This window comes from Gordonia sp. B8661-1 (assembly GCF_059427765.1).
The window spans coordinates 18756-42675 of record NZ_JCAHRL010000005.1; the positions used below are offsets into that span (position 1 = coordinate 18756).

The following is a 23920-nucleotide window of genomic DNA, read 5'->3' on the forward strand; positions in this document are numbered from 1 at the left end:
GCATGGCGTCCCGCGCCCGACGGTCGTAGGGTCGAGTCCATGACCGGCTCCACGGGAACACCAGTCAGCATGAGCGCCGCCTCCGAAGTGGTGTCCGACCCGTGGCGCGTGATCGCGCGGGTGCTGCGCGCTGCCTACCGCACCGGAGACATGGTTCGAGGCGGCCGGTTCGTCGCTGCCGTCATCGACGCGGCAGAACGGCACGGCCACCATCCGGATATCGATCTACGTTATGGCTCAGTGCATCTCGCGCTCATGACGCACAGTGCCGGCACACTCACCGAAGCCGACGTCGCACTGGCCAACGAGATCTCGGCCATCGCGCGCGATCAGGGGCTGGAAGCGCTGGACGCTCCGCCCACCTGCTTCGAACTGGCCATCGATGCACTCGACATCGACGCCATCACGCCGTTCTGGCGCGCGGTGCTCGGATACCGCGACGATCCGCCGCAGACGACGGCCGACCTCTCGGACCCGGCGGCCATCGGTCCCGGCGTGTGGTTCCAGCAGATGGATGAGCCCCGACCGCAGCGCAATCGCCTGCATGTGGACCTGTGGGTTCCGCATGATGTTGTGCACCAACGGATTCAGGACGCCCTCGATGCCGGAGGCCAGTTGCTCAGCGACGCCGAGGCGCCGTCGTTCTGGGTGCTCGCCGACGCCGAGGGGAACGAGATCTGCCTCTGCACGTGGCAGGCGCGCGAGGACGGCTGACCCCGACGCTGCGGAAAACATCGTCCTCAGAGGGCTCCGAGGGCATATTGCCCTCGGACCACCCTGAGGGCGATGTTTTCAGCAGCCTGAGTCGGGAACCCAGAGACCACTCGGCCGTAGCAGTGGGCTGCGTCCCCGGATGCGGTGGCGGTCGGTGCTGGTGAACGCCGCGATATCGGCAAAGGTCTCATCCCAGCCGTACTCCACGTCGTCGTAGGTGACACGCATGGTCATCCACCCGCTGATCAGGGACTTGCGGTCGCGCCGGCGATCGTTCTGATAGTCGGCGAGGCTGGTGTGGTGTTGTTTGCTGTCGCATTCGATCAACAGTCGGCCGACGCGCAGATCAGCATGGCCCACCCCGATGATGTGGGGTTGCACCACGACGTGAAAACCCCTCGCGCGGAGCCTGACCCGCACGGTCGACTCGGTGCCGGACATCGACCGACAGTCGCAGCGCGCCAGCATGTCCAGGATGTGCCGGCTCATCTGTGGCATCGAGGCCCGGAGGTCGTCGACCGGCGCCCCGAATCGATGGAGCGCCGAATCGCACACCACGATCCAATCCTCGTCCGACATGCAACCCGCCGCGCTGAGCAACGCCATGGGAATGGAGTCGATCGCGGTCGTTGTGGGAAGTGGTGGCCCGGGCAGTCCGCAGAAGTCCTGCCGCGCACTCCCCAGGTGTTTTGAGGCACGCACATGGAGCGAGTCGTAGCCCGGTGGCACCCATAGGCCATGGTGCTGCAGAGCCGACACGCATCCAAGGACACCTCCGCGGGTGACGGCCGTGGTCACCGGCTCGGGAGCGTTGGGCGTCGCGTACCAGCCGCGGCGCAGGCGGATCAGTGATCCTTCGCGAACCGCGCGCCGGATATCGGTGTCATTGGCGCCACGGTTCAGTAGTTCGGTGCGGTGATAGACCCCGGGTTCCATCTCGCTGAGACGCGGAGTATCGGGTCACGGTTCCACGCTGCGGAAAACATCGCCCTCAGAGGGCTCCGAGGGCATAGTGCCCTCGGACCACCCTGAGGACGATGTTTTCCGCAGACGTAGGGAGTGCCGCTGAGGTCAGGCGACGCCCTCGGCGCGCGCTGCCTCGGCCACGGCGGCCGCGACGGCTGGGGCGACGCGCTGGTCGAGCGGGCTCGGGACGATCTTGTCGGCGCGGAGGTCGTCGGCGACGACCGAGAAGATCGCTTCTGCCGCAGCGAGTTTCATGCGCTCGGTGATGCGCTTGGCGCCCGCGTCCAGTGCCCCGGCGAAGATCCCCGGGAAAGCGAGGACGTTGTTGATCTGATTCGGGAAGTCGCTGCGGCCGGTGGCGACGACGGTCGCGTACTTGGCGGCGGTCTCCGGGTGGATCTCCGGGTCCGGGTTGGACAGCGCGAAGATGATCGGGTCGGCGGCCATCGTGGCGATGAGCTCTTCGGCGATCGTGCCCGCGGACACCCCGAGGAAGACCTCCGCGCCCTCGAGAGCTTCGGCGGGTCCGCCGGAGACGGCGCGCGGGTTGGTGATCTCGGCGAGTTCCTGCTTGATCTCGTTGAGGTCGTCGCGGTGGAAGCTGACGATGCCCTTGGAGTCGAGCACGATGATGTCCTCGACGCCGGCGGCGTGCAGCATCTTCGCGCACGCGACACCCGCGGCACCCGCGCCGGAGATGACGATCCGCAGTTTGGTGAGGTCGCGCTGCAGGACGGTGGTCGCACCCTTGAGTGCGGCAAGGGCGACGATGGCGGTGCCGTGCTGGTCGTCGTGCATGACCGGGCAGTCGAGGGCCTCGATGACGCGGTGTTCGATCTCGAAGCAGCGCGGCGCCGAGATGTCCTCGAGGTTCACCGCGCCGAAGCTCGGGCGCAGGCGGATCAGGGTCTCGACGATCTCGTCGGGATCCTGGGTGTCGAGCACGATCGGGATGGAGTTCAGACCCGCGAAGCTGCGGAACAGCGCCGACTTGCCCTCCATGACCGGCAGCGAGGCGCGCGGGCCGATGTCACCGAGTCCGAGGACGGCCGATCCGTCGCTGACCACGGCGACGAGGCGATCGGTCCAGGTGTACTTGTTGACGAGTTCCTGCTCACCGTCGATGGCGCGGCAGACCTGGGCGACGCCCGGCGTGTAGGCGATCGACAGGTCGCGCTGGGTGTCGATGGGGGCGCGCAACTCGACCGACAGTTTGCCGCCGGCGTGCGCGATGAAGATCTCGTCGTCGGTGATGGGCTGATCGGTGATGCTCGGCTCCGCGATCGACGTGTCGGTCTGGGCGTTGTCTGCCGTGCTGGCCACGGTGTTCCTCCTGGACGGCCCGCGGGTGGCCCGCGGGTGCGAGTGTGTTCGGCGGCTCCGGTCGACGGCGATGGCGACCGGGAAGCGGTTACTGATCGAGTCGCGGTTGCCGTGGGCGAGGGTGGTGCCCGTCTTGCCGGTCCGCGAACCGCCGCGCCGACAGCGGGGTCAATCCAGGGGCGCGGAACCCGCCAATTCTCCCACCTGCGTCGCAATCGCGGCCAGGTGGGTTACCCGCGCCGCATGCAGCGGTCTAGAATACAACTTGTGTCTATGTTGCGTACGAGTGCCGATTCGGCGGCCGACCGTGTGTACGCCGAGGTCAAGGAGCTGATCCTGACCAACGGGATCGAAGGCGGCGAACTCATCAGTGAGGGCGAGATCGCCCAGCGATTCGACGTGTCCCGCACCCCGGTGCGCGAGGCGTTTCTGCGCCTGCAGACCGAAGGGTGGATGCGGCTGTATCCCAAACGGGGCGCCCTCGTGGTCCCGATCGGTGACCGGGAGGCCGCCGAGGTCGTCGACGCGCGGCTGCTGCTCGAGGAGCATGCGGTGCGGGCCGTCGTCGACGATCCGATTCGCCGGGCCGCGCTGGCCGAGTCCCTCGGCGACAATCTGCACGCACATCAGGCGACCGACCCCGACGACATCGCCGAGTTCTCCCGGCTCGATGCCGAATTCCATCAGCTGATCGTCGGTGCGGGTGGCAACTCGATGCTCTCCGGATTCTTCACGGGCCTCGGGGAACGTCATCGCCGGATGACGACGGCCAGCGTGCATCGCGATCCGGCGGTGCCGACGCGCATCGTGCACGATCACCGCGACCTGTGTGCCGCGATCGCCGACGGTGACGCCGACCGATTCGCCGCGCTGCTCGCCGAACACCTTGATGCCGTGCACGACCTGCGGACGGGGGCGAACCGGTGAGCCAGACCATCGACGCCACACCGTCCACGGCACCGACGACGCCTCACCGCAAGCGCTGGATTCCGGTGGCGCTGGCGGTCTTCGCCGCGGCGTGGGGCGGCAACGAGTTCACGCCGCTGCTGGTGATGTACCGGCAGCAGGGCGGACTGTCGGCCGTCGCCGTCGACAGCCTGCTGTTCGCGTACGTGATCGGCATCGTGCCCGCGCTGCTGATCGGCGGGCCGCTGTCCGACCGCATCGGCCGACGGCCCCTGATGCTGCCCGCGCCGATCTTCGCCGCGCTGGGGTCGGTGCTGCTGGCCCTCGACCCGCATTCGATGGGCCTGCTGGCGGCCGGGCGGATCGCCAGCGGAATCGCCCTCGGATTGTCGATGGCGGTGGGCGGCAGTTGGATCGCCGAGATCAGCCTCCGCGACGGTGACACCGCCGCCGCGGGCGCCCGCCGTGCCGCGATGAGCCTGACCGCCGGCTTCGGACTCGGGGCAGGTGTCGCCGGGGTGCTCGCCGAATGGGGACCGTGGCCGACCGTCACCCCGTACGTCATCAACATCGTGCTGTCGGTGATCGCGCTCCTCTGGATTCTCCGCTCGCCGGAGACCAGGCAGCGCACCGACGAACCGGGCCGTCTCATCGACGACCTGCGCATCCCGGGCATCGGGCACCGGCGGTTCCTGTTCATCGTGCTGCCGGTGGCGCCCTGGGTCTTCGGTGCGTGCGCGTCGGCCTACGCGATCATCCCGTCCCTCATGACCGAGCGGACGTCGGGTGCGCCGATCGCCTTCGCCGCGCTGTGCTGCGTGCTCGGACTGACCGCCGGATTCACCATCCAGACGCTGGGCCGTCGCATCGACGATCCGGACGGTGTGCGTGGCGTCGTCCTCGCACTGATCGTGGTCGCCGCCGGAATGGCGCTGGCCGCTGCCGCCGCGGCCACGCTCACCATCTGGCTGTCGCTGGTCGCCGCCGCGATCCTGGGCTGCGGCTACGGCATGGCGGTCATCTCGGGTCTGCTGGAGGTGCAGCGGATCGCAGGTCCGACGAACCTCGCGGGACTGACCGCGGTGTTCTACAGCGCCACCTACCTGGGCTTCGCCGCACCCGCCGTGCTGGCCTGGGTGTCGGAGACCTACACCTCGGTCACCTATCCGATGATGTTCGGTGTCGGGGTGGGCGCGGCACTGCTGTGCCTGCTCATCGCGGCGGCGGCGCATCGGCTGGATGTGCGCTCCCGGTAACCTCACAGAGTGTTTGAGCGCCACGCATCCGGCGTGGGGCGCCGAATCGGGAGGTACAGGGCGCGATGCTGCTGGGTGCGTGGATCACCGTCGTCACGGCGGTGCTGCTGATCGTGCCCGGCGCGCTGGTCGGCCGTCGGATGACGCTGCCGTGGCCGGTTGCGGTGGCGGCCGGGCCGCCGATCACCTTCGCGATCGTCAGCGTGTTCACCGTGCTCTACGGGGTCATCGGCTTCGAGTGGAACATCATCACCGCACTCGTGGCCTTCATCATCGCGATGCTCGCCGCGTGGGCTTACGCGACGCTGTTGCGGATGCGGCCGCTGCGAGGGCTGACGCCTGAGCCCGCCGACGATCCGCGAGCGGATCCGCCGCTGGACCGCACCGGTGTGCTGCGGGTGGCCGCGGGCATCGCGCTCGGCGGTCTGGTCATCGTGATCACCTGTATCCGCCCGCTGGTGAACACCGGATTCGCGGGTCTCAACACGGTGCCCCAGGTGTGGGATTCCCTGTGGCACGCCAGTTCTCTGCGCTTCATCCATGAGACCGGGATCGGTTCGGCACTGCGCATGGGTGAGCTGATGAACTACGACACCCACGGCTTCAACTACTATCCGAACACCTGGCATGCGCTGGGCGCCTTACTCTTTCCGCTCACCGGTGCCGAACCGGTGGAGCTGTACAACACGTATTCGCCTGCGGTGCTTGCGATTACCGTTCCGTTCGGCGTCGCATCCCTGACCTATTGGTTCGCCCGCAGGCGTTTCGGGACGCGGACCTCGGGGTTCCTGGCCGGCAGCGCCGCGGCACTGAGCGCGCTCTTTCCCTCGCTGCCCTATGTCGAGGTGCAGCTGACCTCGGTGCCCAACGCGGTGGGGGTGTCGCTCGCACCGGTCGCCGCCGTACTGGTGATCAGTGCGATGACGGATCGTCGGCGCCTGGTACCTGCGGCGGTCGCGCTCGCCGGTGTCACCGCCACGCATCCGTCCGGGCTGATCCTGGCCGGTGTCATCGTCGGGCTCTGGTGGCTCACCGAAGGTCTGTGGCGGCCGCGGCACGGCCGGATGCGTGACCTCGGGACGCTGGTCGTCGGGGGCGTGGTCACCCTGCTGCTGAGCTTCCCGGTGATCCTCGGGACCATCAAGGTCGCCGATACCAACGAGCTGCCGTTCTTCGACTTCCGCGTCGACACCGTGGGCGTCGCGAAGGGGCTGGCTCAGGCCGCGTTCAACGGGACCATCCCGCTGGAGCGGTACTACCCGATTTGGGTGCTGATCATCCTGACCGTGATCGGCCTCGCGGTGCTCGCGTGGCTGCGCTGCTGGACGGGACTCGCCTGCTGGGCGCTGTTCGTCCTGGTCACCGCGAACGCGGTGGTGTCGCTGGGTCCGCTGTCCTATCCGCTGGGCGCCATCGGCGGCTATTTCTACAACTCCCCGCACCGGCTGACCTTCGTGGTGGCGATGTTCTCCGCCGCCGCAGCGGGATTGGCGCTGGGCGGTGCGGTGCTGCTGGTGGCGCGGTGGGTCGCGCGTCGATTGTCGCCGGAGCCCGCACCTGTACGGCCGCGAGCCGCACGCTGGGTGATGCCGGTGGCCTTCGTGGCGCTTCTCGCGGTGATCGCGGGCGGCGCGGTGTGGCGCTACCCGTCGAACGCGCAGATCGCGTCGAAGGATCGTGGTGGCAAACTCGTCGGCGCCGACGACCTGGCCGCCTACCGCTGGCTGGCGGAGCGACCCGACGCGCGCGACGGTCTCGTCCTCAACAATCTCGATCAGGGCACCGGCTGGATCTATCCGGTCACCGGTCTCACGCCGTTGTTCCCGTTCTACCGCTCCGACGACTTCTCCCAACGTCAACGGGATCTGTTCTGGGGTGTGGCGACGATCGGTGCCGATCCGAAGATCGACGGCATCGTGCGAGATATGAACGTGCACTACGTGATCGACAGTCCACCGAGTTACTGGGCCTTCCAGAACGGGGTACCCGATCCGGATCGCGGGCATCAGGGCGATCCGTTCCTGGCGCTACGGCAGAAGGGGGCGCCGGGCCTGGAGGTGGTCTTCCAGAAGGGGAACGTCACCGTTTATCGTGTGCGCGACACCGTGCTGACGCCGCCGGCCTAGCGAATCCCCACAGAAAAATCCCCTGAGAGGCAACCCAACTGGATTATCCGGTCGGTGGTGCTGTGCGGGGAAGAATTTGTGGGGATTCCGGCGAGGATCAGGCGTCCGGGTAGCCGTTCGGGTTAGCCGACTGCCAGCGCCACGTGTCGGCACACATGTCGTCGATGGTCTTCGTTGCCCGCCAGCCCAATTCGGTGTTGGCCCGGGTCGGATCCGCGTACGACGCGGCGATGTCCCCGGCCCGCCGCGGGGCGATCTCGTAGGGAATCGGCCGGCCGCTGGCCCGCTCGAAGGCCTTGATCACCTCGAGGACCGAAACCCCTTGTCCGGTACCCAGATTCCAGATCGACATCGGATCGTCGTGGGTGCTGATCCGCTCGAGTGCGGCGACGTGTCCGGCGGCCAGGTCGTCGACGTGGATGTAGTCGCGGACACCGGTGCCGTCAGGGGTGTCGTAATCGTCACCGAACACCGACAGTGTGTCGCGGCGGCCCACCGCCACCTGTGCGACGAACGGCATCAGGTTGTTCGGGATGCCACTGGGGTCTTCGCCGATGTCGCCGCTGGGGTGCGCCCCGACAGGGTTGAAATACCGCAGGGCGGCGATCCGCCAGCGATCGTCGGCGGCCGCCACGTCGGTGAGGATCTGCTCGATCATCACCTTGGTCCAGCCGTACGGGTTGGTGGCCGACGTGGGCAGATCTTCTGTCATGGGCAACTGCGGTTCCGCGCCGTAGACGGTCGCCGACGAGGAGAACACCAAGGTGTGGACGTCGTGCCGTGCCATCGCCCGCAGAAGGGAGAACGTGCTGTCCAGATTGTTCTGGTAGTACTCCAGCGGCTTCGCGACCGATTCGCCGACCGCCTTGAAACCCGCGAAGTGGATCACCGCGTCCAGTTGTTCGTCGGCGAAGAGTCGTTCGGTCTTGTCGACGTCGGTGAGGTCGATCGCGTGTACCGGAACGTGTGAGCCGGTGAGCGCCTCGAGGCGGGCGATGACGGTCGGTTTGGCATTGCTGAAGTCATCGACCACGACCACCTCGTGGCCGGCGGTGTGGAGTGCGATGACGGTGTGGGAGCCGATGTATCCGGCGCCCCCGCTGACGAGTACCCGCATGCCACCACCGTAGGCCGACGGCCTGATCGTCGGCCGTGCGGGACCCGCGGTGGTGTTGTCGGTCGCGCTCCCAGCCGATACGGTGCCTCTGGGTATCGGCAGCGCGCGGGTATCCGGTCAACAGGGGGGTGGCGATGTCGCGGTCCGATGTGGAATTCCGGTCCGATGGAGTGGTGTGCCGAGGCTGGCTGTACGTGCCCGACGGGGTGGCGAATCCGCCGGTCATCGTCATGGCGCACGGTCTGGGCGCGGTCAAGGAAATGCGGCTGGACGCCTTCGCCGAACGGTTCGCCGATGCCGGATATGCAGCTCTCGTCTTCGACTACCGGCACTTCGGTGCGAGCGAAGGACTGCCCCGGCAACTGTTGTCCATCCGGCGTCAGCTCGACGACTGGGCGGCGGCCATCGCCTACGCGCGATCGCTCCCGCAGGTCGACGGCAATCGGGTCATCCTGTGGGGGACCTCGTTCGCGGGCGGTCATGTGATGGTCGCGGGTGCGCGGGACGGCAATGTGGCCGCGGTGATCGCGCAATGTCCGTTCACCAGTGGCCTCGCGTCGACCCTGGCGATGGACTTCCGGACCGCTGCCCAGGTGACGACGCGCGCGGTGCTCGATCTGGCGGGCACGGCCATCGGCCGCGAACCGGTGCGGGTCGGCACCGCGGGCCCCGAACACGCGGCCGCGCTGATGACCGCTCCTGATGTGGTACCCGGATATCTGGGCATGGTGCCGCCGGAGTCGTCCTTCGTGAATGAGGTGGCGGCCCGGATCGGTCTGTCCATCCCGCTCGCGCGACCCGGACGGAAGCTGCGCGACATCACCTGCCCCACCCTCGTCTGTGTGTGCGACAACGATTCGGTCGCCCCGCCCGGGCCGACGATCAAGTTCGTCGAGGGAGCCCCCAATGCCGAGATGATCCGTTACCCGGAAGGACACTTCGACATCTACGTGGGCGACGCCTTCGAGAAGGTCATCGCCGATCAGGTGGACTTCCTCGACCGGGTGGTTGTCCAGGGTAGTTAGTTGAAACGCTCACGAAATCACCAGGCGGAACCGAGGATGGACGGCCCTGAGCGGTCATCATCGTCGGGAGCGGTCGTCTCCTCGTAGTACTCTTCGTCCGACCGGTTCGCGGGATCTTCGGTGAGGCCGATTTCTGTGTTGCGTCGAGCTTCTGCGTATGCGGCTTCCAGCTCCCCAGTGGCGCGGGCGGCTTGTGATTCGAGCTCGTCCTCAGTCAGCTCTGGTGCTTGCTCGGCTCCGCTAACGGCCAACGGGAACACAACCTTCGTGAATATGCTCGAATCTGCGATGTCACGCAGCGGTACCTTCCCGGCGAGTACGTCGGAGACCATCTTTACGAACTCCGGATCGGCACTGGTCTGTTGGAGGGTCTTGAGTGATCGCCGCAAACTCCAGTCTCCAGCGGGGTTGCCTTCCAACGAAGGGAGGAGGGGCGCTTGATCGTCTGCGGTCGGCATATCAGGCAGTTGCCCCCGGGAGTGCGGGCAATTCGGCGTTCTTGATCTGGGCGGCATGTCCGATGATTCCGCCCGCCGTGGCCTGTGCGCCTTGGTATGCGTAGTTGAGCACGCTGATGACATCCTGCGCAGTATCAAAAACCGTCCAGGCCACGCGCACGGCGTTCGCCCATGCCGCAGCCGACACTGCGGCGCCGACACCGGTGGCCGCCAGCGAACTCGCCGCTGCTGCTGCCGCAAGTGCAATGACTTCCTCGATGACCCTGTCGGTCAGTATTGCCAAGAGACCCTTCACGGCCTGTGACATCTCGTACATGCCGAAGGCCATATTCTCGATCTGCTTACCCATCGCCTTGATCGCCGAGCTCTGCGCGCCGATTGCTGCGGACAGTTCGCTGATGTGCCGGTCTGACGCGCTGGCTGCTTCGCCCCGCCATGACTTCTGAACATGCTCGGACGCAGCCGTGAGTGACTTCTCGAATAACGTGTTGAACTCTGCCAAATTCGTGGCGGCGGCCCCAGCCGATTGCACCTTGGTCCAATCACCTGCCACAGACTCGGCGATGGTATCCATTGGGTTCCTGACTCCTGCGAACCCTAACGCCTTGTTCACCGGTGCGGTGAGCCAGTACGTGGGGCTGACATATGAACCGCTGAGGGCATTCTCGAGAACATCCGGGATTGGATCTGCGGGGACGGGTGTCGTGAGCGCTGCTGATGGTTGCGTGGTCATCGTCAATCCTTGTCACTCGTCAATCGAAAGCCGGCCGCGAAGCGACCGCGTCAGGGATTCGGGAAGGACGAGCGATTGACGTCTTCCTGTCGTACGTAGTCGGACCGAATACCTTCGGTGGTCGTTTGGAGTTCGCGCGCGAGTTGGGTGATCTTGCGGCAATTCGCCGTGAGTGATGCTCGGGTGTCGTCGACCGTCGAGACGATGCCTGTGAAGATCATGCCGTCGCCCGTCAGGCCGCTGAAGTGTTCATCGATGTAGGAACCGGCTGTCGTTGCCTCGTCACCCAGTTTTGCTAGCTTGTCCGCAAATACGGTGAGTTCCTTCGGGTCCACGTCCATGTGCAACTCCTGGTGATCGACTTCGACCATGTAGTGCGCGCTGAGGATCCAACCGTAGCCGAGACGAGTCCGTTGTCCGAATTGCACCATTCGGATCGAGGACGGCGCTTGACGATTTTCGTTGTGGCTGGTTGCGTATCGGCTCGGCAGGGTGGACTATCGGCCGGGTGACATGTGATGACCAGGTGGTATTCGTGCTCCGGCCGGTGGGCGACCGAGAAGCGCAGCAACCAGGTGCACCCGACGACCGTCGGAATCTGGAACGAGTCGCGGCGAACTCCATTCCGAATCTCTGTGTCCCGCACGGTAATCCGCGGACGTGGTCGAGACAGTTGCAATGGTGGCCCAGGACTCGGCACTATCGCCGTCCGCTGTGGCACCGACTGTTGCTGTTTCACTGGATGCCTCGACAGTGGTCGCGCAGGCAGCGCTCACGACGCAAGCAGACGCAACCGACGTTTCGTTGGTCCGTTCCGGCCTGTGTGCATTGCCGGCGCCGCCTTTGGTGGCACAGGGCGCGGACTGTGGCCTTCCTCGGAGCCGCGCTGGCGATGTTCTTCCTGGTGCCGCGTCTGGTGATGCCATTTTCGGAGGTTCTTGCTTCGTTCCTGCTGCTCTTTGGCTGGTCGGCGCCCCTCCTGTGGATGGGATGGGGGACCCAGCGATTTCCTGAATGGTTGAGCCGTGCATCGATGTCGGACACGGCTGACGAGTTGCGGATCCATGCTCCACACCCACACTTCGCTGACGCCGCTGTCGATGCCGGCGCAGAACTCCGAGTCGATCAGCCCAGGCCGGAGCTCGACGGAATCAACCGGATCTAACCGATGACCTTCTCGGTGTCCTCGTAGTTCTGCTCGACGGCGAGCTTGCCGTCGCGCCACCAACTTTCGTGATCGCGGTACCAGTCGATGGTCGCGGCCAGTCCGGAGCGGAAGTCCACATAGTGTGGGCGCCAACCTAATTCGGTGCGCAGACGCGTCGAATCGATCGCGTAGCGGCGGTCGTGGCCGGGACGATCGGTGACGAAGTCGAAGGCATCGGCCGGTTGTCCGAGCAGTTCGAGGATGGATTCCACGACCGTGCGGTTGTCGACCTCGCCGTCGGCTCCGATCAGGTAGGTCTCGCCGATCTCGCCACGCTCGATGATCGCCCACACCGCGTCGTTGTGGTCGTCGACGTGAATCCAGTCGCGCACGTTGCGACCGTCGCCGTACAGCTTGGGCCGTCGGCCGGACAGCACATTGGTGATCTGGCGCGGGATGAACTTCTCGATGTGCTGATACGGCCCATAGTTGTTGGAGCAGTTGGAAATCGTCGCACGCAGGCCGAAGGAGCGGACCCAGGCCCGCACCAGCAGATCCGAGCCGGCCTTGGTGGAGCTGTACGGGCTCGACGGGTTATAGGCGGTGTCCTCGGTGAAGCGGGCGGGATCGTCGAGTTCGAGGTCGCCGTACACCTCGTCGGTGCTGATGTGGTGATATCGCACGCCGTGGCGCCGGATCGCCTCCAGCAGCGTGTACGTGCCCACCAGGTTGGTCTGCACGAAGGCCGACGGGTCGGCGAGCGAGTTGTCGTTATGGGATTCGGCGGCGAAATGCACGACCAGATCGGCCTTGCCGACGAGGTCGTCGACCACGGACGGATCGGCGACGTCACCCTTCACCAGGTCGATCCGGTCGGCCACCGGATCGAGCGTGGCCGGATTGGCCGCGTAGGTGAGCTTGTCCAACACGGTGATCGACACATCCGGTCGCTGCTCGAGCGTCCGGAGCACGAAATTTGCCCCGATGAAGCCGGCGCCGCCGGTGACCAGTACCCGCACGTGTGTGCCCCTTTCCCCGGTTGCACCTTACCGGCGCGCCGAACTGTGACCGAGTCACCGGAACGGCGCACGGGCTTCGGTCATTCGCCGGAAATCACCCTCGTACGTCTCGACCTGCACAGATGGCCGTCGGCGGACGCTTCTCCCGGGCACTGTGCGGCAGCTGATGGCGGCGTCGCGCACAGTATGAGCCGGACGGCTTAGGCTGTGAGACATGCGCGGAATCATTCTCGCCGGGGGGACGGGGAGCCGGCTGCACCCGATCACGCAGGGCGTGAGCAAGCAGTTGGTGCCGGTCTACGACAAGCCGATGATCTATTACCCGCTGTCCACCCTGATGCTGGCGGGCATTCGCGACATCCTCATCATCACCACCCCGCACGACAGTGCGGCGTTCCAGTCCCTACTGGGCGACGGGGATCAGTTCGGCATCACCATCTCCTACGTCACGCAACCGTCGCCGGACGGGCTCGCCCAGGCGTTCGTGCTGGGCGCCGACCATATCGGCGACGAGTCGGTGGCACTGGTGCTGGGCGACAACATCTTCTACGGTCCGGGGCTCGGCAGCCAGCTGCAGGGTTTCGGCGATGTGGACGGCGGGGCGATCTTCGCCTACTGGGTCGCCGACCCGTGCGCCTACGGCGTCGTCGACTTCGACGGTGACGGGACCGCGATATCGCTGGAGGAGAAGCCCGCGCAGCCGAAGTCGAATTTCGCGGTGCCCGGACTGTACTTCTACGACAACGACGTCGTCGAGGTGGCGCGCGGCCTGAAGCCCAGCGCACGAGGCGAATACGAGATCACCGACATCAACGCGCACTATCTGGACCGCGGCAAGCTGGCCGTCCAGGTCCTTCCCCGGGGTACGGCATGGCTCGACACCGGCACATTCGACTCACTGCTGGATGCCGGCAACTTCGTGCGGACCGTCGAACAGCGGCAGGGGCTGAAGATCGCGGTGCCGGAGGAGATCGCCTGGCGGCAGGGGTATCTCGACGACGATGCACTTCGCGTGCGGGCCGAGAAGCTGGTGAAGTCGGGGTACGGAACCTACCTTCTCGAATTACTGTCGCGCGGAAAGGGATTCTGAGTCATGCAGGTGCGTCCGCTGTCCATCGACGGCGCGTGGGAATTCACGCCCGTTCAGCACGGCGATGACCGTGGGGTCTTCGCCGAAATGTTCAAGGGCGATCTGCTGTCCGAACTCACCGGTCACCGACTCGATCTCGCGCAGGTCAATCTGTCGGTGTCGGCCGCCGGGGTGCTGCGCGGTATCCATTTCGCGGATGTCCCGCCGGGACAAGCGAAGTACGTGACTTGTGCATCCGGCGCGATCCTCGACGTCATCGTCGACATCCGGGTCGGCTCCCCGACCTTCGGTGCCTATGACACGGTCCTGCTCGATGACGTGGATCGCCGTGCGGTCTACCTCTCCGAAGGACTCGGTCACGGATTCTGTTCCCTCGCCGACGGATCGACGGTCACCTACCTCTGCTCGACGGGCTATAACCCCGGCGCCGAACACGGCATCAACCCGCTGGACCCCGAACTGGGCATCGACTGGCCGACGACGGCTCGCGACGGCTCTCCGCTCGAGTACGAACTGTCCGCCAAGGACACCGCCGCGCCCTCGCTCGCCGAAGCGCGTGATTCGGGACTGCTGCCGTCGTACGACGACGTGGCGGCCTATCTGCGGGCGCTCGCCGACTGAAAACCTCCTCCTGAGGGGCCTTCGAGGGCATATTGCCCTCGGAGGTCGCTCACACGGACGTTTTCAGCAGCTCAGTCCGGCGACGACGTGTCGTCCTGCCGCTTCGCGTCCTGGAGTGCGATGGCGCGAGCGAGTCGGGCGTACCGGATCTCCAGCTCGCGGAAGCGGAGATAGGTGGAGATCGTGGTGAACGCGAACGCGATGACCAGGAGGAACAACACCAGGTCGAGGCCGCGCTGGATGCCGAGTTTGTTGGCCACCCAGGTGACGTCGTCCTGCCGGAGCATCGCGTACACACCGAAGACCACGAAGGCGACGAAGAGGATCTTCACGCCGGCCGATGCACGGGCGGTGCCCCGGCTGACGATGAAGAACCCGACGAGAACCACGAGCACGAGGATCGCCAGAATCTGGAACCAGATCATCGGTGTCACTTCCTCATTCGGGTGTGCAGGAGACCGTCGGCGACGATGTTCACGCCGTTGATCAGCGACTGCCCCTTGGCGCGTGAGTAGTCGGTGTACAGGATCGTCACGGGCTGCTCGGCGACCCGCCATCGGTGATGGTCGATCAGCACGACGATCTCCGAGGCGTGGCCCATGCCGCTCATCAGCAGGTCGAGGTCGTCGGCGACGGTCTTGGTGAAGGCCCGTAATCCGTTGTGCGCGTCGGTCAGTCCCAGGCGGCGGGTGCGAGGACTGAGGAAGACGATGGTGCGCAATGCCATTCGGCGTACGAGGGGTACGGATTCACTGCGGCCCTCGGCGAAGCGCGTGCCGACGATGATGTCGACCGGCTCGGTCCGCAGCCGCGCGATCATCGCCTCGACATCCTCCACGCGGTGCTGGCCGTCGGCGTCGAAGGTCACGAAGTACCGAGCCCCCGGCTGGGAGCGGGCGTACTCGACGCCGGTCTGGATGGCCGCACCCTGGCCGAGGTTCACCGGATGCGACACGAGACGCACCGTGGGATGTCCGTTGTCGTGGACGGCACGAATACGGGCCGCGGAGTCGTCGCGGCTGCCGTCGTCGACGCACACGATGTTCGGGAAGGTCCGCGCGGCCTCGCGCACCACATCGCTGATCACCTGCGCCTCGTTGTAGACGGGGATGACGAGCCAGACATCGGAGTTGGTAGCGGTGACGGCACCGTCGTCGCTGGTGGCACCGGAACCCATAGCGGTAACCCTAACCGAGGCGGCCGGGCGTCTCCGGTCAGCGGTTATCGTTGTCGCGTGCCGATCGACGTGATGATGCCCTTCTACGGCGACGTCGCACAGTTCCGGCAGGCAGTCCGCAGCGTGCTGGACCAGAGCGACGGGGACTTCCGTCTCGTTGTCGTCGACGATTGCTATCCCGATCCGGAGCCCGGCGAATGGGTCGCATCCCTCGCTGATCCGCGGGTGCACTACCTGCGCAACGAGACGAACCTGGGCGTCAACGGCAACTTCCGGCGATGTGTGGAGTTGGTCGAGGCCGAGTACTTCGTGGTGATGGGCTGCGACGACGTGATGCTGCCCGACTACCTGACCACCGTTCGACGGCTCGCCGCGACACATCCCGATGCGGCCGTCATCCAGCCGGGCGTCGAGGTCATCGGGGACACCGATGAGGTGATCCGGCCGCTCGGCGATCGCATCAAGTCGGTGCTGGCACCGTCCGGACCCGTCGAACTGCGCGGCGAAGATCTGGCCGCCGGACTGTACCGCGGCAACTGGACCTACTTCCCGTCGCTGCTGTGGCGCACCGGGGCGGTCCGGGCGGTGGGCTTCCGGCCGGGGCTGGAGATCGTGCTCGACCTTGCGCTCCTCGTCGACCTCGCGGCGGATGGCGGATCACTGGTCTTCGACCCGACGGTGGTGTTCCGCTATCGCAGGCATCAGGCGTCGGTGAGTTCCGTGCAGGCCGTGGACGGAAGGCGCTTCGCCGAGGAGAACGCCTTCTTCGACGGTGAGGCTCGTCGGTGTGCGGAACGCGGGTGGCCGCGAGCGGCACGCAGTGCGCGATGGCATGTCACCTCGCGACTCAACCGCGCTCAGTCGCGGGTGGCGGCCGTGCTGGGCAGGGTGCGGGCAGCCAAGCCGGCTCCGTGAACCGCCATCCCGATCAAGGGGCCGGCGATCAGGGCGATCGCGACCCGATCGGTCACCCCGAGCGGCAGCAGCAGTAGTCCGATCGACGAGAGTGTGGCCGCCCACCAGCCGGCCGCGTACCAGCGGTGCGCACCGACGGCCAGGGCCGCCGCGCCGGTGATCGTCAACAGTGCGAGCGTGGTGGCACCGAGTGTGAACCACGCGAGAGCCGAACCTGCCAAGTCGAATTCGCCACCGAAGACCGTGCGCATCAGCCAGGGGCCGACCGCCCAGGCCGCTCCGGCACCGACGATCCCGACCGCGCCGACCGCCGCGAGTGGGGTGCGCAGCGATGCGGTCAACCGGGAGCCGGCGTCGACGAACCGTGCGATCAGAACGCCCTGGAAGCTGTTGAGCGGCACCAGGAGCGGGGCTCGCGTGAGGGTCACCGCGAGGATCACCGCACCCAGGACGTCGGCCGGATCCTGATCGCCGGTGGCACGGATCAGGACCGGAAAGCCCATCACCAGAACGGCGCTCGCCAACGCGGCGGCCATGGCGGTGACGGTCTGGGTGGTGAACCGCCGGGTTCCGATGTCGGCGGGCAGTCCGATGACGTGCCGGGCGGTCGGCGACAAGGCCAGCAGCACAATCCAGGACACCGAACCCGCGACGGTGATGACCAGGAAGGCGGTGAGTCCGAGGCCGAATACGGTGGCGATCACCGCGCCGGCCAGCCGGATGGTGGCGTCCACCGACAGCAGGATTGCGAACGCGCCCCAGGACAGCGTGCCGGACAGGGCGCCGCTCAGATGTGCGTACATCGCGAAGAACGCCACGCCGACGGCCAGCAATGCCACCGACAACCACCGGTGTTCGGTGAAGACCTGTGCGCTCCACAGTGGGGAGGTGGCCGCGACGATCACCGCGATACCGGCGCCGATCGCGGCGTTGATCCGCCACGGATAGGCCTCCGGTGCATCGGATTTCGGAGAGTCGCTCGCTGCGCGAATGGCCCGCGTCGTCTCCTGCAGCTGGCCGTTCTGCGCGCCGGTGACCATCCCGTACGCGGCCCAGAACACGGCGAAGACCGCATATCCGGCCGCACCCAGATCCCGTGCCGCAAGCAGTAGTACGAGGTAGCCCGAGGCGGCGGCCACCACCGTCGCAAGAGTCACCCGGCTGAGGGATTGCCGGTCACCGGTCATGCCGCGGTCCGTCAGGCCGGACCCGGAAAGGCGGGCAGTTCGGGCTGGAAAAGCCATGCGTCCCACAGTGGTCCGAGCGACGTCGTCGAATAATTGGCGGCCAGCGCGATGAAATCCTCGGTGGTCACCGAGCCGTACCGATACTTCTCGGTCCAGCGCTTCAGCAATGCGAAGAAGTTGCCGTCGCCGATGGTGAGGCGCAACGCGTGCAGAGTGAGGGCGCCGCGTTTGTAGACCCAGTCGTCGAACATGCCGCGTGCACCGGGATCGGTGAGCGGTACGCGTACCGGGTTGGCGGCCAGTTTGTCGTAGTAGACGCGGGCCCACTCGGCGGCGCTGCGGCCGCCGGACCGCTGACTCCACAACCATTCGGCGTAGCAGGCGAAACCCTCGTGCAGCCAGATGTCACGCCACCGCGCCAGCGTCACCGAATTGCCGAACCACTGGTGTGCGAGTTCATGCGCGACAAGGCGTTCCGCGTGCCCGGTGCCGTCGCAGTGGTTGGCGCCGAAGGTCGACAGGCTCGTCGCCTCGATCGGGATGTCCAGGTCGTCGTCGGTCACCACCACCGAGTACGTGGGGAACGGGTAGGGGCCGAACATCTCGACGAAGGCCTCGATCATCTCCAACTGGCGGCCGAAGTCGACCTCGAAGGTGTCCATCAGACGTTGCGGGAGAATGGCGTGCACCGGGAAAGGCTTGGTGGCCAACACCTTCTTCTTGTAGAGCCCGATCTGGATGGACGCCAGGTACGTCGGCATCGGTTCGACCTGCTGGTAGACCCAGGTAGTCTGTGCGGCATGGGTGCGTTTCGATTCGAGCACCCCGTTGGCCAGCGCGTAGAACGGCGAATCGGTGGTGATGGAGATCCGGTAGGGGGCCTTCGCGCTCGGGTGATCGTCGCACGGAAACCACGATGCGGCGCCGTTCGGCTGATTCGCGACGAGCGATCCCTCGGTGAGTTCTTCCCAGCCGACCTCGCCCCACGGGCCCCGGATCGGGCGCGGTGTTCCGGAATAGCGGATCACGATCGTCATCGCACCGCCCGGGGGAATCGGGGTGTCCGGGGTGATCGAGAGTTTGCGGTTGCGGTGGCTGTACCGCACACGCTTGCCGTTCACCGTGACCCGCGAGACCGACAGCGTCGACGCCAGATCCAATGTGAAGCGCCGCAACTGGTGATACGAGGTGGCGGTGAGGGTCGCGGTGCCGTTCAGCCGGTTGGCGGCCACCTTGTACTCGAGTTCGAGGTCATATCGGGAGATGCGGTAACCGAGGTTGCCGTTGTCCGGCAGATAGGGATCCAGGGCGTCGAGCGGGGCGCCGAGTAGCGGCTGCCGTGGTCCTCTGAGTGACCTGCCCGCAGACTTACCCGGCACACGCTCTCCTCACTGCTTCGGTTCCGTCGCAACCCGACATCGGTGCGCTCTCCCGGTTCGGCGCCGTGTCATCTGTGAATGTCCCACGAACGTCGGACGTTGTCGCGGACACTTAGGTTACCCGCCGCGGGGGAGATGCACCGGGCGGCCGGTGTGTGAGAGTATCGAACAGCAACCGGACCGCGGTCCGGTTCAAGGTGGGGTAGTTCCGCATAGTGACGGTCGGGCGAATCGAAAGGGAAGGCATGTTCGGAATCAGAAGCGTGGCGTTCTTCGTGGCGCGCTTGATCCTCGGTTTCATCTTCATCATGCATGGCTGGCAGAAGCTGCATACGAACGGAATCGACAAGGTGGAGGAGGGGTTCCGAGGGATGGATATCCCGGCTCCGGCGCTGGCGGCGCAGTACGCCACCTGGGTCGAGTTCATCGGTGGCATCCTGCTCATCCTCGGCCTGCTGCTACCGCTGGTGTCGATCCTGTTGATCGCCGACATGATCGGCGCCATCGCGTACGCGCATTGGGATGCCGGATTCTGGAATCAGGACGGTGGCTACGAGCTGCCGTTGGCGCTGATCGCGGGTCTGCTCGCAGTGGGCATCGCCCAGGCCGGTAGTGCCTCCGCGGATCACTACATCTTCCGGCGCCGGCGTCGCCGCGAAGTGATCGACTGAGAGGCGTCCGCCCACAAAAAAATCACCGCAGAGGCCCGCCGACTGGATAATCCGGTCGGCGGGCCTGTGTCGTAAGAATTCTGTGGGGATTCGAGCTAGCGCGGCCAGGGCGCGATCGGATTGCCCTGCCAGCGGGTGTGTGCGGGCACCACGTCGCCGCGCATGACGAGCGATGCCGGTCCGACCGTTGCCGATTCGCCGAGTCCGGCCGCGGGGAGGGCGACACAGTGCGGGCCGAGTGTCGAGCCGGTTTCCATGATCACGTGGTCGATGGCCATCACGCGGTCGTGGAACAGGTGGGTCTGCACCACGCATCCACGCTGCACGGTGGCGCCGTCGCCGAGCGTCACGAGGTCGGCCTCGGGCAGCCAATAGGTCTCGCACCACACGCCCTTGCCGATCTTCGCGCCGAGCATCCGCAGCCAGGTGTTGAGGATGGGCGTACCCGTCGCGGCGTTCGCGAACCACGGCGCCGCAACGGTTTCCACGAACGCATCGGACAGCTCGTTACGCCACACGAACGAACTCCACAGCGGATGTTCCGAGACCCGGATCCGTCCCACGACAATCCATTTCGCGGCCGCCGCGATACAGCAGGCGGCCATGCCGGCGACGAGCAGCATCAGCCCGCTCACCAGAGCCGCGATCCAGTAGTGCGTGTGCAGTGCGATGTACTGCAGACCCAGCAGCATGAACACGCCGAGTCCGAAGCTGATCATCACCGGAATCAGCCGCAGTGTCTCCACGATCGCGCGTGCGACCTTGAGTTTCCTGGGCGGATCGAAGGTGCGTGAGGTGTCGGTCGATGCCGCGGTACGGCGCAGGCGCACCGGCGGACTGCCCAGCCAACTCGATCCGGATTTCGCCCGGTCCGGAGTCGCCGACAGCACCGCGACCAGACTGTTCTTCGGCACCTTGCGACCGGGACCCGTCATTCCCGAGTTGCCGAGGAACGACCGTTTGCCGACCTTCGCCTCGTCGATGTGCAGCCAGCCGCCGCCGAGTTCGTAGGAGGCGACCATGGTGTCGTCGGCGAGGAAGGCGCCGTCGCCGATGGTGGTGAACTTCGGCAGGACGAGCGCCGTCGAGATCTCGGTGCCCGCACCGACTTTCACACCCAGCAGCCGGAACCACCACGGTGTCAGCAGACTGGCGTACAGCGGGAACAGGTAGGTGCGGGCGGCGTCGAGGAGCCGCTCGGTCATCCACACCTGCCAGCCCACGCGGGACCGCACCGGGTAGTAGCCCTTGGTCAGGCCGAGTGAGAGGAGGCGCACCAGGATCGCGGTGATCGCGGCGAAGACCAGCAGGCTCACCACGGTGGCCGCGGGCAACAGGATCAGTGAGCGGTATCCGACGTTCCGCAGACGGTCGGCGTGTAGCGCCCACGAACCCATGACCGCGAGACCGGCACCGAGCGCGATCAACGGGATCGCGGCCAGGAGCATCGACGACAATCCGTAGATGGGCACCCAGCCGCGTCCCCGCGGCGGGCGATGGTCGGGCCACGGATGTTCGGCCTTGCCCGCCTTGACCGCGGGCGAGCCGGCCCAGTGCTGGCGCGCCTTGACCCGGCCACGCACCGCCGAACCGGGGGCGACCTCGGCGTCGCGGCCGATCACCGCGCCGGGCAGGAGCGTGGAGCGTGCGCCGACGGTGGCGCCGCGTTTGATGATGATCTCGCCGATGTGCACCACGTCGCCGTCGATCCACCAGCCCGCCAGGTCGACCTCCGGCTCGACGGATGCTCCCTCGCCGAGGGTGAGCAGTCCGGTGACCGGCGGAATCGTGTGCAGATCGACGTCGCGGCCGATGGTCGAGCCCATCGCCCTGGCGAGGTACACCATCCACGGTGCCCCGGACAGGTTGGCCGCCCCGGACGCGTCGAGCAGTCGTTCGGCGACCCAGAGTCGCAGGTGCACGCTGCCGCCCCGTGGATAGTCGCCGGGACGGACGCCGGCCAGCAGCAGTCGCGCACCCGTCGCCGCGATCACCATGCGCCCGGGTGGCGTGATGAACAGGATGAAGGCCACGAGCAGGACCCACCAGTTCACCGGCACCAGCCACGGAATGTTCCGATCGGTCGCATCGGCGACTGCCACGGCGATGTTGTTGACCAGTCCCAGCCAGGTCGCCCACTGCAGACCGGTCAACGTGGTCAGGGGCACCGACAACAGGATCTGGGCCAGACCGGTGCGCCGCGGGGTGGGCCGCACGGTCCGGGGGGTGACGGTGGCGGTCTGGGTGCGTTCGTCGAGATTCTCGGCGAGCGACCCGAGACGGGGATGGTCGTAGAGATCGGCGACGGTGATGTCGGGGTAGCGGGTGCGCAACGCCGTGACGAGCTGCGCGGCGGCCAGCGATCCGCCGCCCTCGGCGAAGAAGTCGGCCTTCGGATCGTCGATGGTGACGCCGAGGACGTCGGTCCACTTCCCGGCGACCCACGCCTCGGTGTCGCTCAGGTCGTGGATGTCGTCGTCGTGCGTCGTCCGGCCGGGCAGCGGCCACGGTAAGGCGTTGCGGTCGACCTTGCCCGAGGTGCGCGTCGGTAGCTCGTCGACGAGGGCCAGCCGCGGCACCATCGGCGCCGGAAGTTGTTCGGACAGCAGCCGATGTGCCTGCGCCACATCGAAATCCGGGTCGGTCGACACGAGATAACCGACGAGCAGGGTGTTGCCGGCCGCCGACTTGCGGACCGCGGCAGCGGCGCCGCCGACGCCCGGAAGTTGTTGCAGCGCATTGTCGATCTCGCCGAGTTCGATCCGTCGTCCGCCGACTTTCACCTGATCGTCGGCGCGGCCCTGGAACAGCAGGCCGGCGGGATCGAGGCGGACGAGATCGCCGCTGCGGTAGGCGCGTGCCCAGCCGAGAGTGTCCATCGGTGCGTACTTCTCGGCGTCCTTCGCGGGATCGAGATACCGCGCAAGTCCGACGCCGCCGATCACCAGCTCACCGATCTCGCCCTCGGCCACCGGCTGTTCGTCGGGGCCCACGACGGCGAGATCCCAACCGGGCAGCGGCAATCCGATGCGGACCGGCCCCGTGCCGTCCATCAGGGCGGCGCAGGCGACCACGGTGGCCTCGGTGGGGCCGTAGGTGTTCCACACCTCGCGGCCCTCGACGGCCAGCCGTTCGGCGAGCTCCGGCGGGCAGGCCTCGCCGCCGAAGATCAGCAGCCGGACCGCCTCGAGCGCCTCCGGTGGCCACAGCGAGGCGAGGGTCGGCACCGTCGAGACGACGTTGATGTCGCGCTGCACCAGCCACGGCCCGAGGTCCATGCCGCTGCGGACCAGTGACCGTGGCGCGGGGACGAGGCAGGCTCCGCTGCGCCAGGCCAGCCACATCTCCTCGCAGGACGCATCGAAGGCCACCGACAATCCGGCCAGCACGCGGTCGCGCGGTCCGAGCGGATCGTCGATGAGGAACATGCGGGCCTCGGCGTCGACGAAGGCCGCCGCATTGCGATGGCTCACGGCGACGCCCTTGGGCGTGCCGGTCGATCCCGACGTGAAGATGATCCAGGCGTCGTCGTCCACCGTCGGGCGCTGCGGTCCGCCGTCGTCCCCGACGGTGGAGCCGGGAGCCGTGTGGGCATGAATGCCGTCGGCGTCGACGATCGCGTCGACCTGCGCCTCGCCGAAGACCAGTTCGGCACGCTCGTCCGGGTCGTCGGCGTCGACCGGAACATAGGCCGCGCCGGCGTACAGCGTGGACAGGATGGTGATGTAAAGCTCGCGCGATCCCGATGGCATGCGGACACCGACACGCCCACCGCGCCGGACTCCCGCCGCGTACAGCCGGTCGGCCCCGCGACGGACCACACCGAGCAGCTGCGCATAGGTGAGAGCTACCTCACCATCGTCGATGGCGGGCGCGTCCGGATGCAGCCGGGCGGTCTCGTCGAGGATGTCGCAGAGCGTGCGCGGAGCGCTGGCCTGCGACGACAGCAGGAACTGAGAGGGGATGGGCACGCGTCACCACCATCGTTTCGACACGAAGGGGGGAATGTAGCCGAGTTGGGCAACGGCCGGATGAGTCATCGGTGAACTTTCGGTGGCGTGGGTCTCGGCGCGACGTCCCGGTGAGATAC

Annotated in this window: 22 protein-coding genes; 10 read left to right on the top strand and 12 right to left on the bottom strand. The window is 66.7% G+C overall.

Going from position 1 to position 23920, the window contains the following annotated elements; genetic code table 11:
• Nucleotides 1-39: 39 nt before the first annotated feature.
• On the top strand, nt 40-714 hold the full coding sequence (locus AC4JJG_RS11925) for a 4a-hydroxytetrahydrobiopterin dehydratase (RefSeq protein ID WP_495401654.1): 675 nt from the start codon (nt 40-42) through the stop codon (nt 712-714).
• Nucleotides 715-792: 78 nt separating this feature from the next.
• Here the strand turns inward: AC4JJG_RS11925 and AC4JJG_RS11930 are convergent, their stop codons facing one another.
• Both AC4JJG_RS11930 and AC4JJG_RS11935 read right to left on the bottom strand, forming a co-directional pair.
• Nucleotides 793-1650 carry an endonuclease domain-containing protein gene (locus AC4JJG_RS11930; protein ID WP_495401653.1) on the bottom strand — a complete coding sequence of 286 codons (858 nt, stop codon included), beginning with the start codon at nt 1648-1650 and terminating at the stop codon, nt 793-795.
• A gap of 135 nt (nt 1651-1785) precedes the next feature.
• On the bottom strand, nt 1786-3003 hold the full coding sequence (locus AC4JJG_RS11935) for an NAD(P)-dependent malic enzyme (protein WP_495401652.1): 1218 nt from the start codon (nt 3001-3003) through the stop codon (nt 1786-1788).
• Nucleotides 3004-3276: 273 nt separating this feature from the next.
• Between AC4JJG_RS11935 and AC4JJG_RS11940 the strand changes: the two genes are divergently transcribed.
• The 3 genes from AC4JJG_RS11940 to AC4JJG_RS11950 all read left to right on the top strand — a co-directional run bounded on the left by AC4JJG_RS11940 (nt 3277) and on the right by AC4JJG_RS11950 (nt 7291).
• Entirely contained in the window at nt 3277-3930 is a 654-nt protein-coding gene (locus tag AC4JJG_RS11940; protein WP_495401691.1) for a GntR family transcriptional regulator, read from the top strand.
• Complete coding sequence (locus AC4JJG_RS11945) at nt 3927-5165, top strand: MFS transporter (RefSeq protein WP_495401651.1); 1239 nt, start codon at nt 3927-3929, stop codon at nt 5163-5165. Before AC4JJG_RS11940 ends, AC4JJG_RS11945 begins: the two co-directional genes overlap by 4 nt.
• Before the next feature lie 65 nt (nt 5166-5230).
• Nucleotides 5231-7291, top strand: a complete 2061-nt coding sequence (locus tag AC4JJG_RS11950) for a DUF6541 family protein (RefSeq protein WP_495401650.1) — start codon at nt 5231-5233, stop codon at nt 7289-7291.
• Between the two features lie 97 nt (nt 7292-7388).
• Here AC4JJG_RS11950 and galE read toward each other — a convergent pair whose 3' ends face one another.
• The gene (gene galE, locus AC4JJG_RS11955; RefSeq protein WP_495401649.1) at nt 7389-8408 is read right to left on the bottom strand and encodes a UDP-glucose 4-epimerase GalE; all 1020 of its coding nucleotides are present in this window, start codon (nt 8406-8408) and stop codon (nt 7389-7391) included.
• Between the two features lie 134 nt (nt 8409-8542).
• Here galE and AC4JJG_RS11960 point away from each other — a divergent pair, with 134 nt between their 5' ends.
• On the top strand, nt 8543-9433 hold the full coding sequence (locus AC4JJG_RS11960) for an alpha/beta hydrolase (RefSeq protein WP_495401648.1): 891 nt from the start codon (nt 8543-8545) through the stop codon (nt 9431-9433).
• Between the two features lie 17 nt (nt 9434-9450).
• Here AC4JJG_RS11960 and AC4JJG_RS11965 read toward each other — a convergent pair whose 3' ends face one another.
• The 3 genes from AC4JJG_RS11965 to AC4JJG_RS11975 form a co-directional block, all read right to left on the bottom strand.
• Nucleotides 9451-9765, bottom strand: a complete 315-nt coding sequence (locus tag AC4JJG_RS11965; RefSeq protein ID WP_495405770.1) for a hypothetical protein — start codon at nt 9763-9765, stop codon at nt 9451-9453.
• 127 nt (nt 9766-9892) lie between these two features.
• Entirely contained in the window at nt 9893-10624 is a 732-nt protein-coding gene (locus AC4JJG_RS11970) for a hypothetical protein (RefSeq protein WP_495401646.1), read from the bottom strand.
• 50 nt (nt 10625-10674) lie between these two features.
• Entirely contained in the window at nt 10675-10995 is a 321-nt protein-coding gene (locus AC4JJG_RS11975) for a hypothetical protein (RefSeq protein WP_495405771.1), read from the bottom strand.
• 494 nt (nt 10996-11489) lie between these two features.
• Here AC4JJG_RS11975 and AC4JJG_RS11980 point away from each other — a divergent pair, with 494 nt between their 5' ends.
• Nucleotides 11490-11789, top strand: coding sequence for a hypothetical protein (locus tag AC4JJG_RS11980; RefSeq protein ID WP_495401644.1), 300 nt, complete (start codon nt 11490-11492; stop codon nt 11787-11789).
• Here AC4JJG_RS11980 and rfbB read toward each other — a convergent pair.
• Nucleotides 11786-12790 carry a dTDP-glucose 4,6-dehydratase gene (gene rfbB, locus AC4JJG_RS11985; protein WP_495401643.1) on the bottom strand — a complete coding sequence of 335 codons (1005 nt, stop codon included), beginning with the start codon at nt 12788-12790 and terminating at the stop codon, nt 11786-11788. The two genes, AC4JJG_RS11980 and rfbB, sit on opposite strands and share 4 nt — an antisense overlap.
• Before the next feature lie 214 nt (nt 12791-13004).
• Here rfbB and rfbA point away from each other — a divergent pair, with 214 nt between their 5' ends.
• Both rfbA and AC4JJG_RS11995 read left to right on the top strand, forming a co-directional pair.
• On the top strand, nt 13005-13880 hold the full coding sequence (rfbA, locus tag AC4JJG_RS11990; protein WP_495401642.1) for a glucose-1-phosphate thymidylyltransferase RfbA: 876 nt from the start codon (nt 13005-13007) through the stop codon (nt 13878-13880).
• 3 nt (nt 13881-13883) lie between these two features.
• Nucleotides 13884-14501: a dTDP-4-dehydrorhamnose 3,5-epimerase family protein gene (locus AC4JJG_RS11995; protein ID WP_495401641.1), complete on the top strand. Its 618-nt coding sequence runs from the start codon at nt 13884-13886 to the stop codon at nt 14499-14501.
• A 71-nt stretch (nt 14502-14572) separates the two neighbouring features.
• Here the strand turns inward: AC4JJG_RS11995 and AC4JJG_RS12000 are convergent, their stop codons facing one another.
• Both AC4JJG_RS12000 and ppgS read right to left on the bottom strand, forming a co-directional pair.
• Entirely contained in the window at nt 14573-14926 is a 354-nt protein-coding gene (locus AC4JJG_RS12000) for a DUF2304 domain-containing protein (protein WP_495401640.1), read from the bottom strand.
• Nucleotides 14927-14931: 5 nt separating this feature from the next.
• Nucleotides 14932-15678, bottom strand: a complete 747-nt coding sequence (ppgS, locus tag AC4JJG_RS12005) for a polyprenyl-phospho-N-acetylgalactosaminyl synthase PpgS (RefSeq protein ID WP_495401639.1) — start codon at nt 15676-15678, stop codon at nt 14932-14934.
• A 57-nt stretch (nt 15679-15735) separates the two neighbouring features.
• Here ppgS and AC4JJG_RS12010 point away from each other — a divergent pair, with 57 nt between their 5' ends.
• The gene (locus tag AC4JJG_RS12010) at nt 15736-16593 is read left to right on the top strand and encodes a glycosyltransferase family 2 protein (RefSeq protein WP_495401638.1); all 858 of its coding nucleotides are present in this window, start codon (nt 15736-15738) and stop codon (nt 16591-16593) included.
• On the opposite strand, the gene AC4JJG_RS12015 is transcribed toward AC4JJG_RS12010, so the two are convergent.
• Both AC4JJG_RS12015 and AC4JJG_RS12020 read right to left on the bottom strand, forming a co-directional pair.
• Nucleotides 16536-17780, bottom strand: coding sequence for a lipopolysaccharide biosynthesis protein (locus AC4JJG_RS12015; protein WP_495401637.1), 1245 nt, complete (start codon nt 17778-17780; stop codon nt 16536-16538). The two genes, AC4JJG_RS12010 and AC4JJG_RS12015, sit on opposite strands and share 58 nt — an antisense overlap.
• Nucleotides 17781-17791: 11 nt before the next feature.
• Complete coding sequence (locus tag AC4JJG_RS12020) at nt 17792-19159, bottom strand: M1 family metallopeptidase (RefSeq protein ID WP_495401636.1); 1368 nt, start codon at nt 19157-19159, stop codon at nt 17792-17794.
• A 245-nt stretch (nt 19160-19404) separates the two neighbouring features.
• On the opposite strand from AC4JJG_RS12020, the gene AC4JJG_RS12025 reads away from it, so the two are divergent.
• On the top strand, nt 19405-19830 hold the full coding sequence (locus tag AC4JJG_RS12025) for a DoxX family protein (RefSeq protein WP_495401635.1): 426 nt from the start codon (nt 19405-19407) through the stop codon (nt 19828-19830).
• A gap of 95 nt (nt 19831-19925) precedes the next feature.
• On the opposite strand, the gene AC4JJG_RS12030 is transcribed toward AC4JJG_RS12025, so the two are convergent.
• Nucleotides 19926-23801, bottom strand: a complete 3876-nt coding sequence (locus AC4JJG_RS12030) for a Pls/PosA family non-ribosomal peptide synthetase (RefSeq protein ID WP_495401634.1) — start codon at nt 23799-23801, stop codon at nt 19926-19928.
• Between the last annotated feature and the right edge of the window lie 119 nt (nt 23802-23920).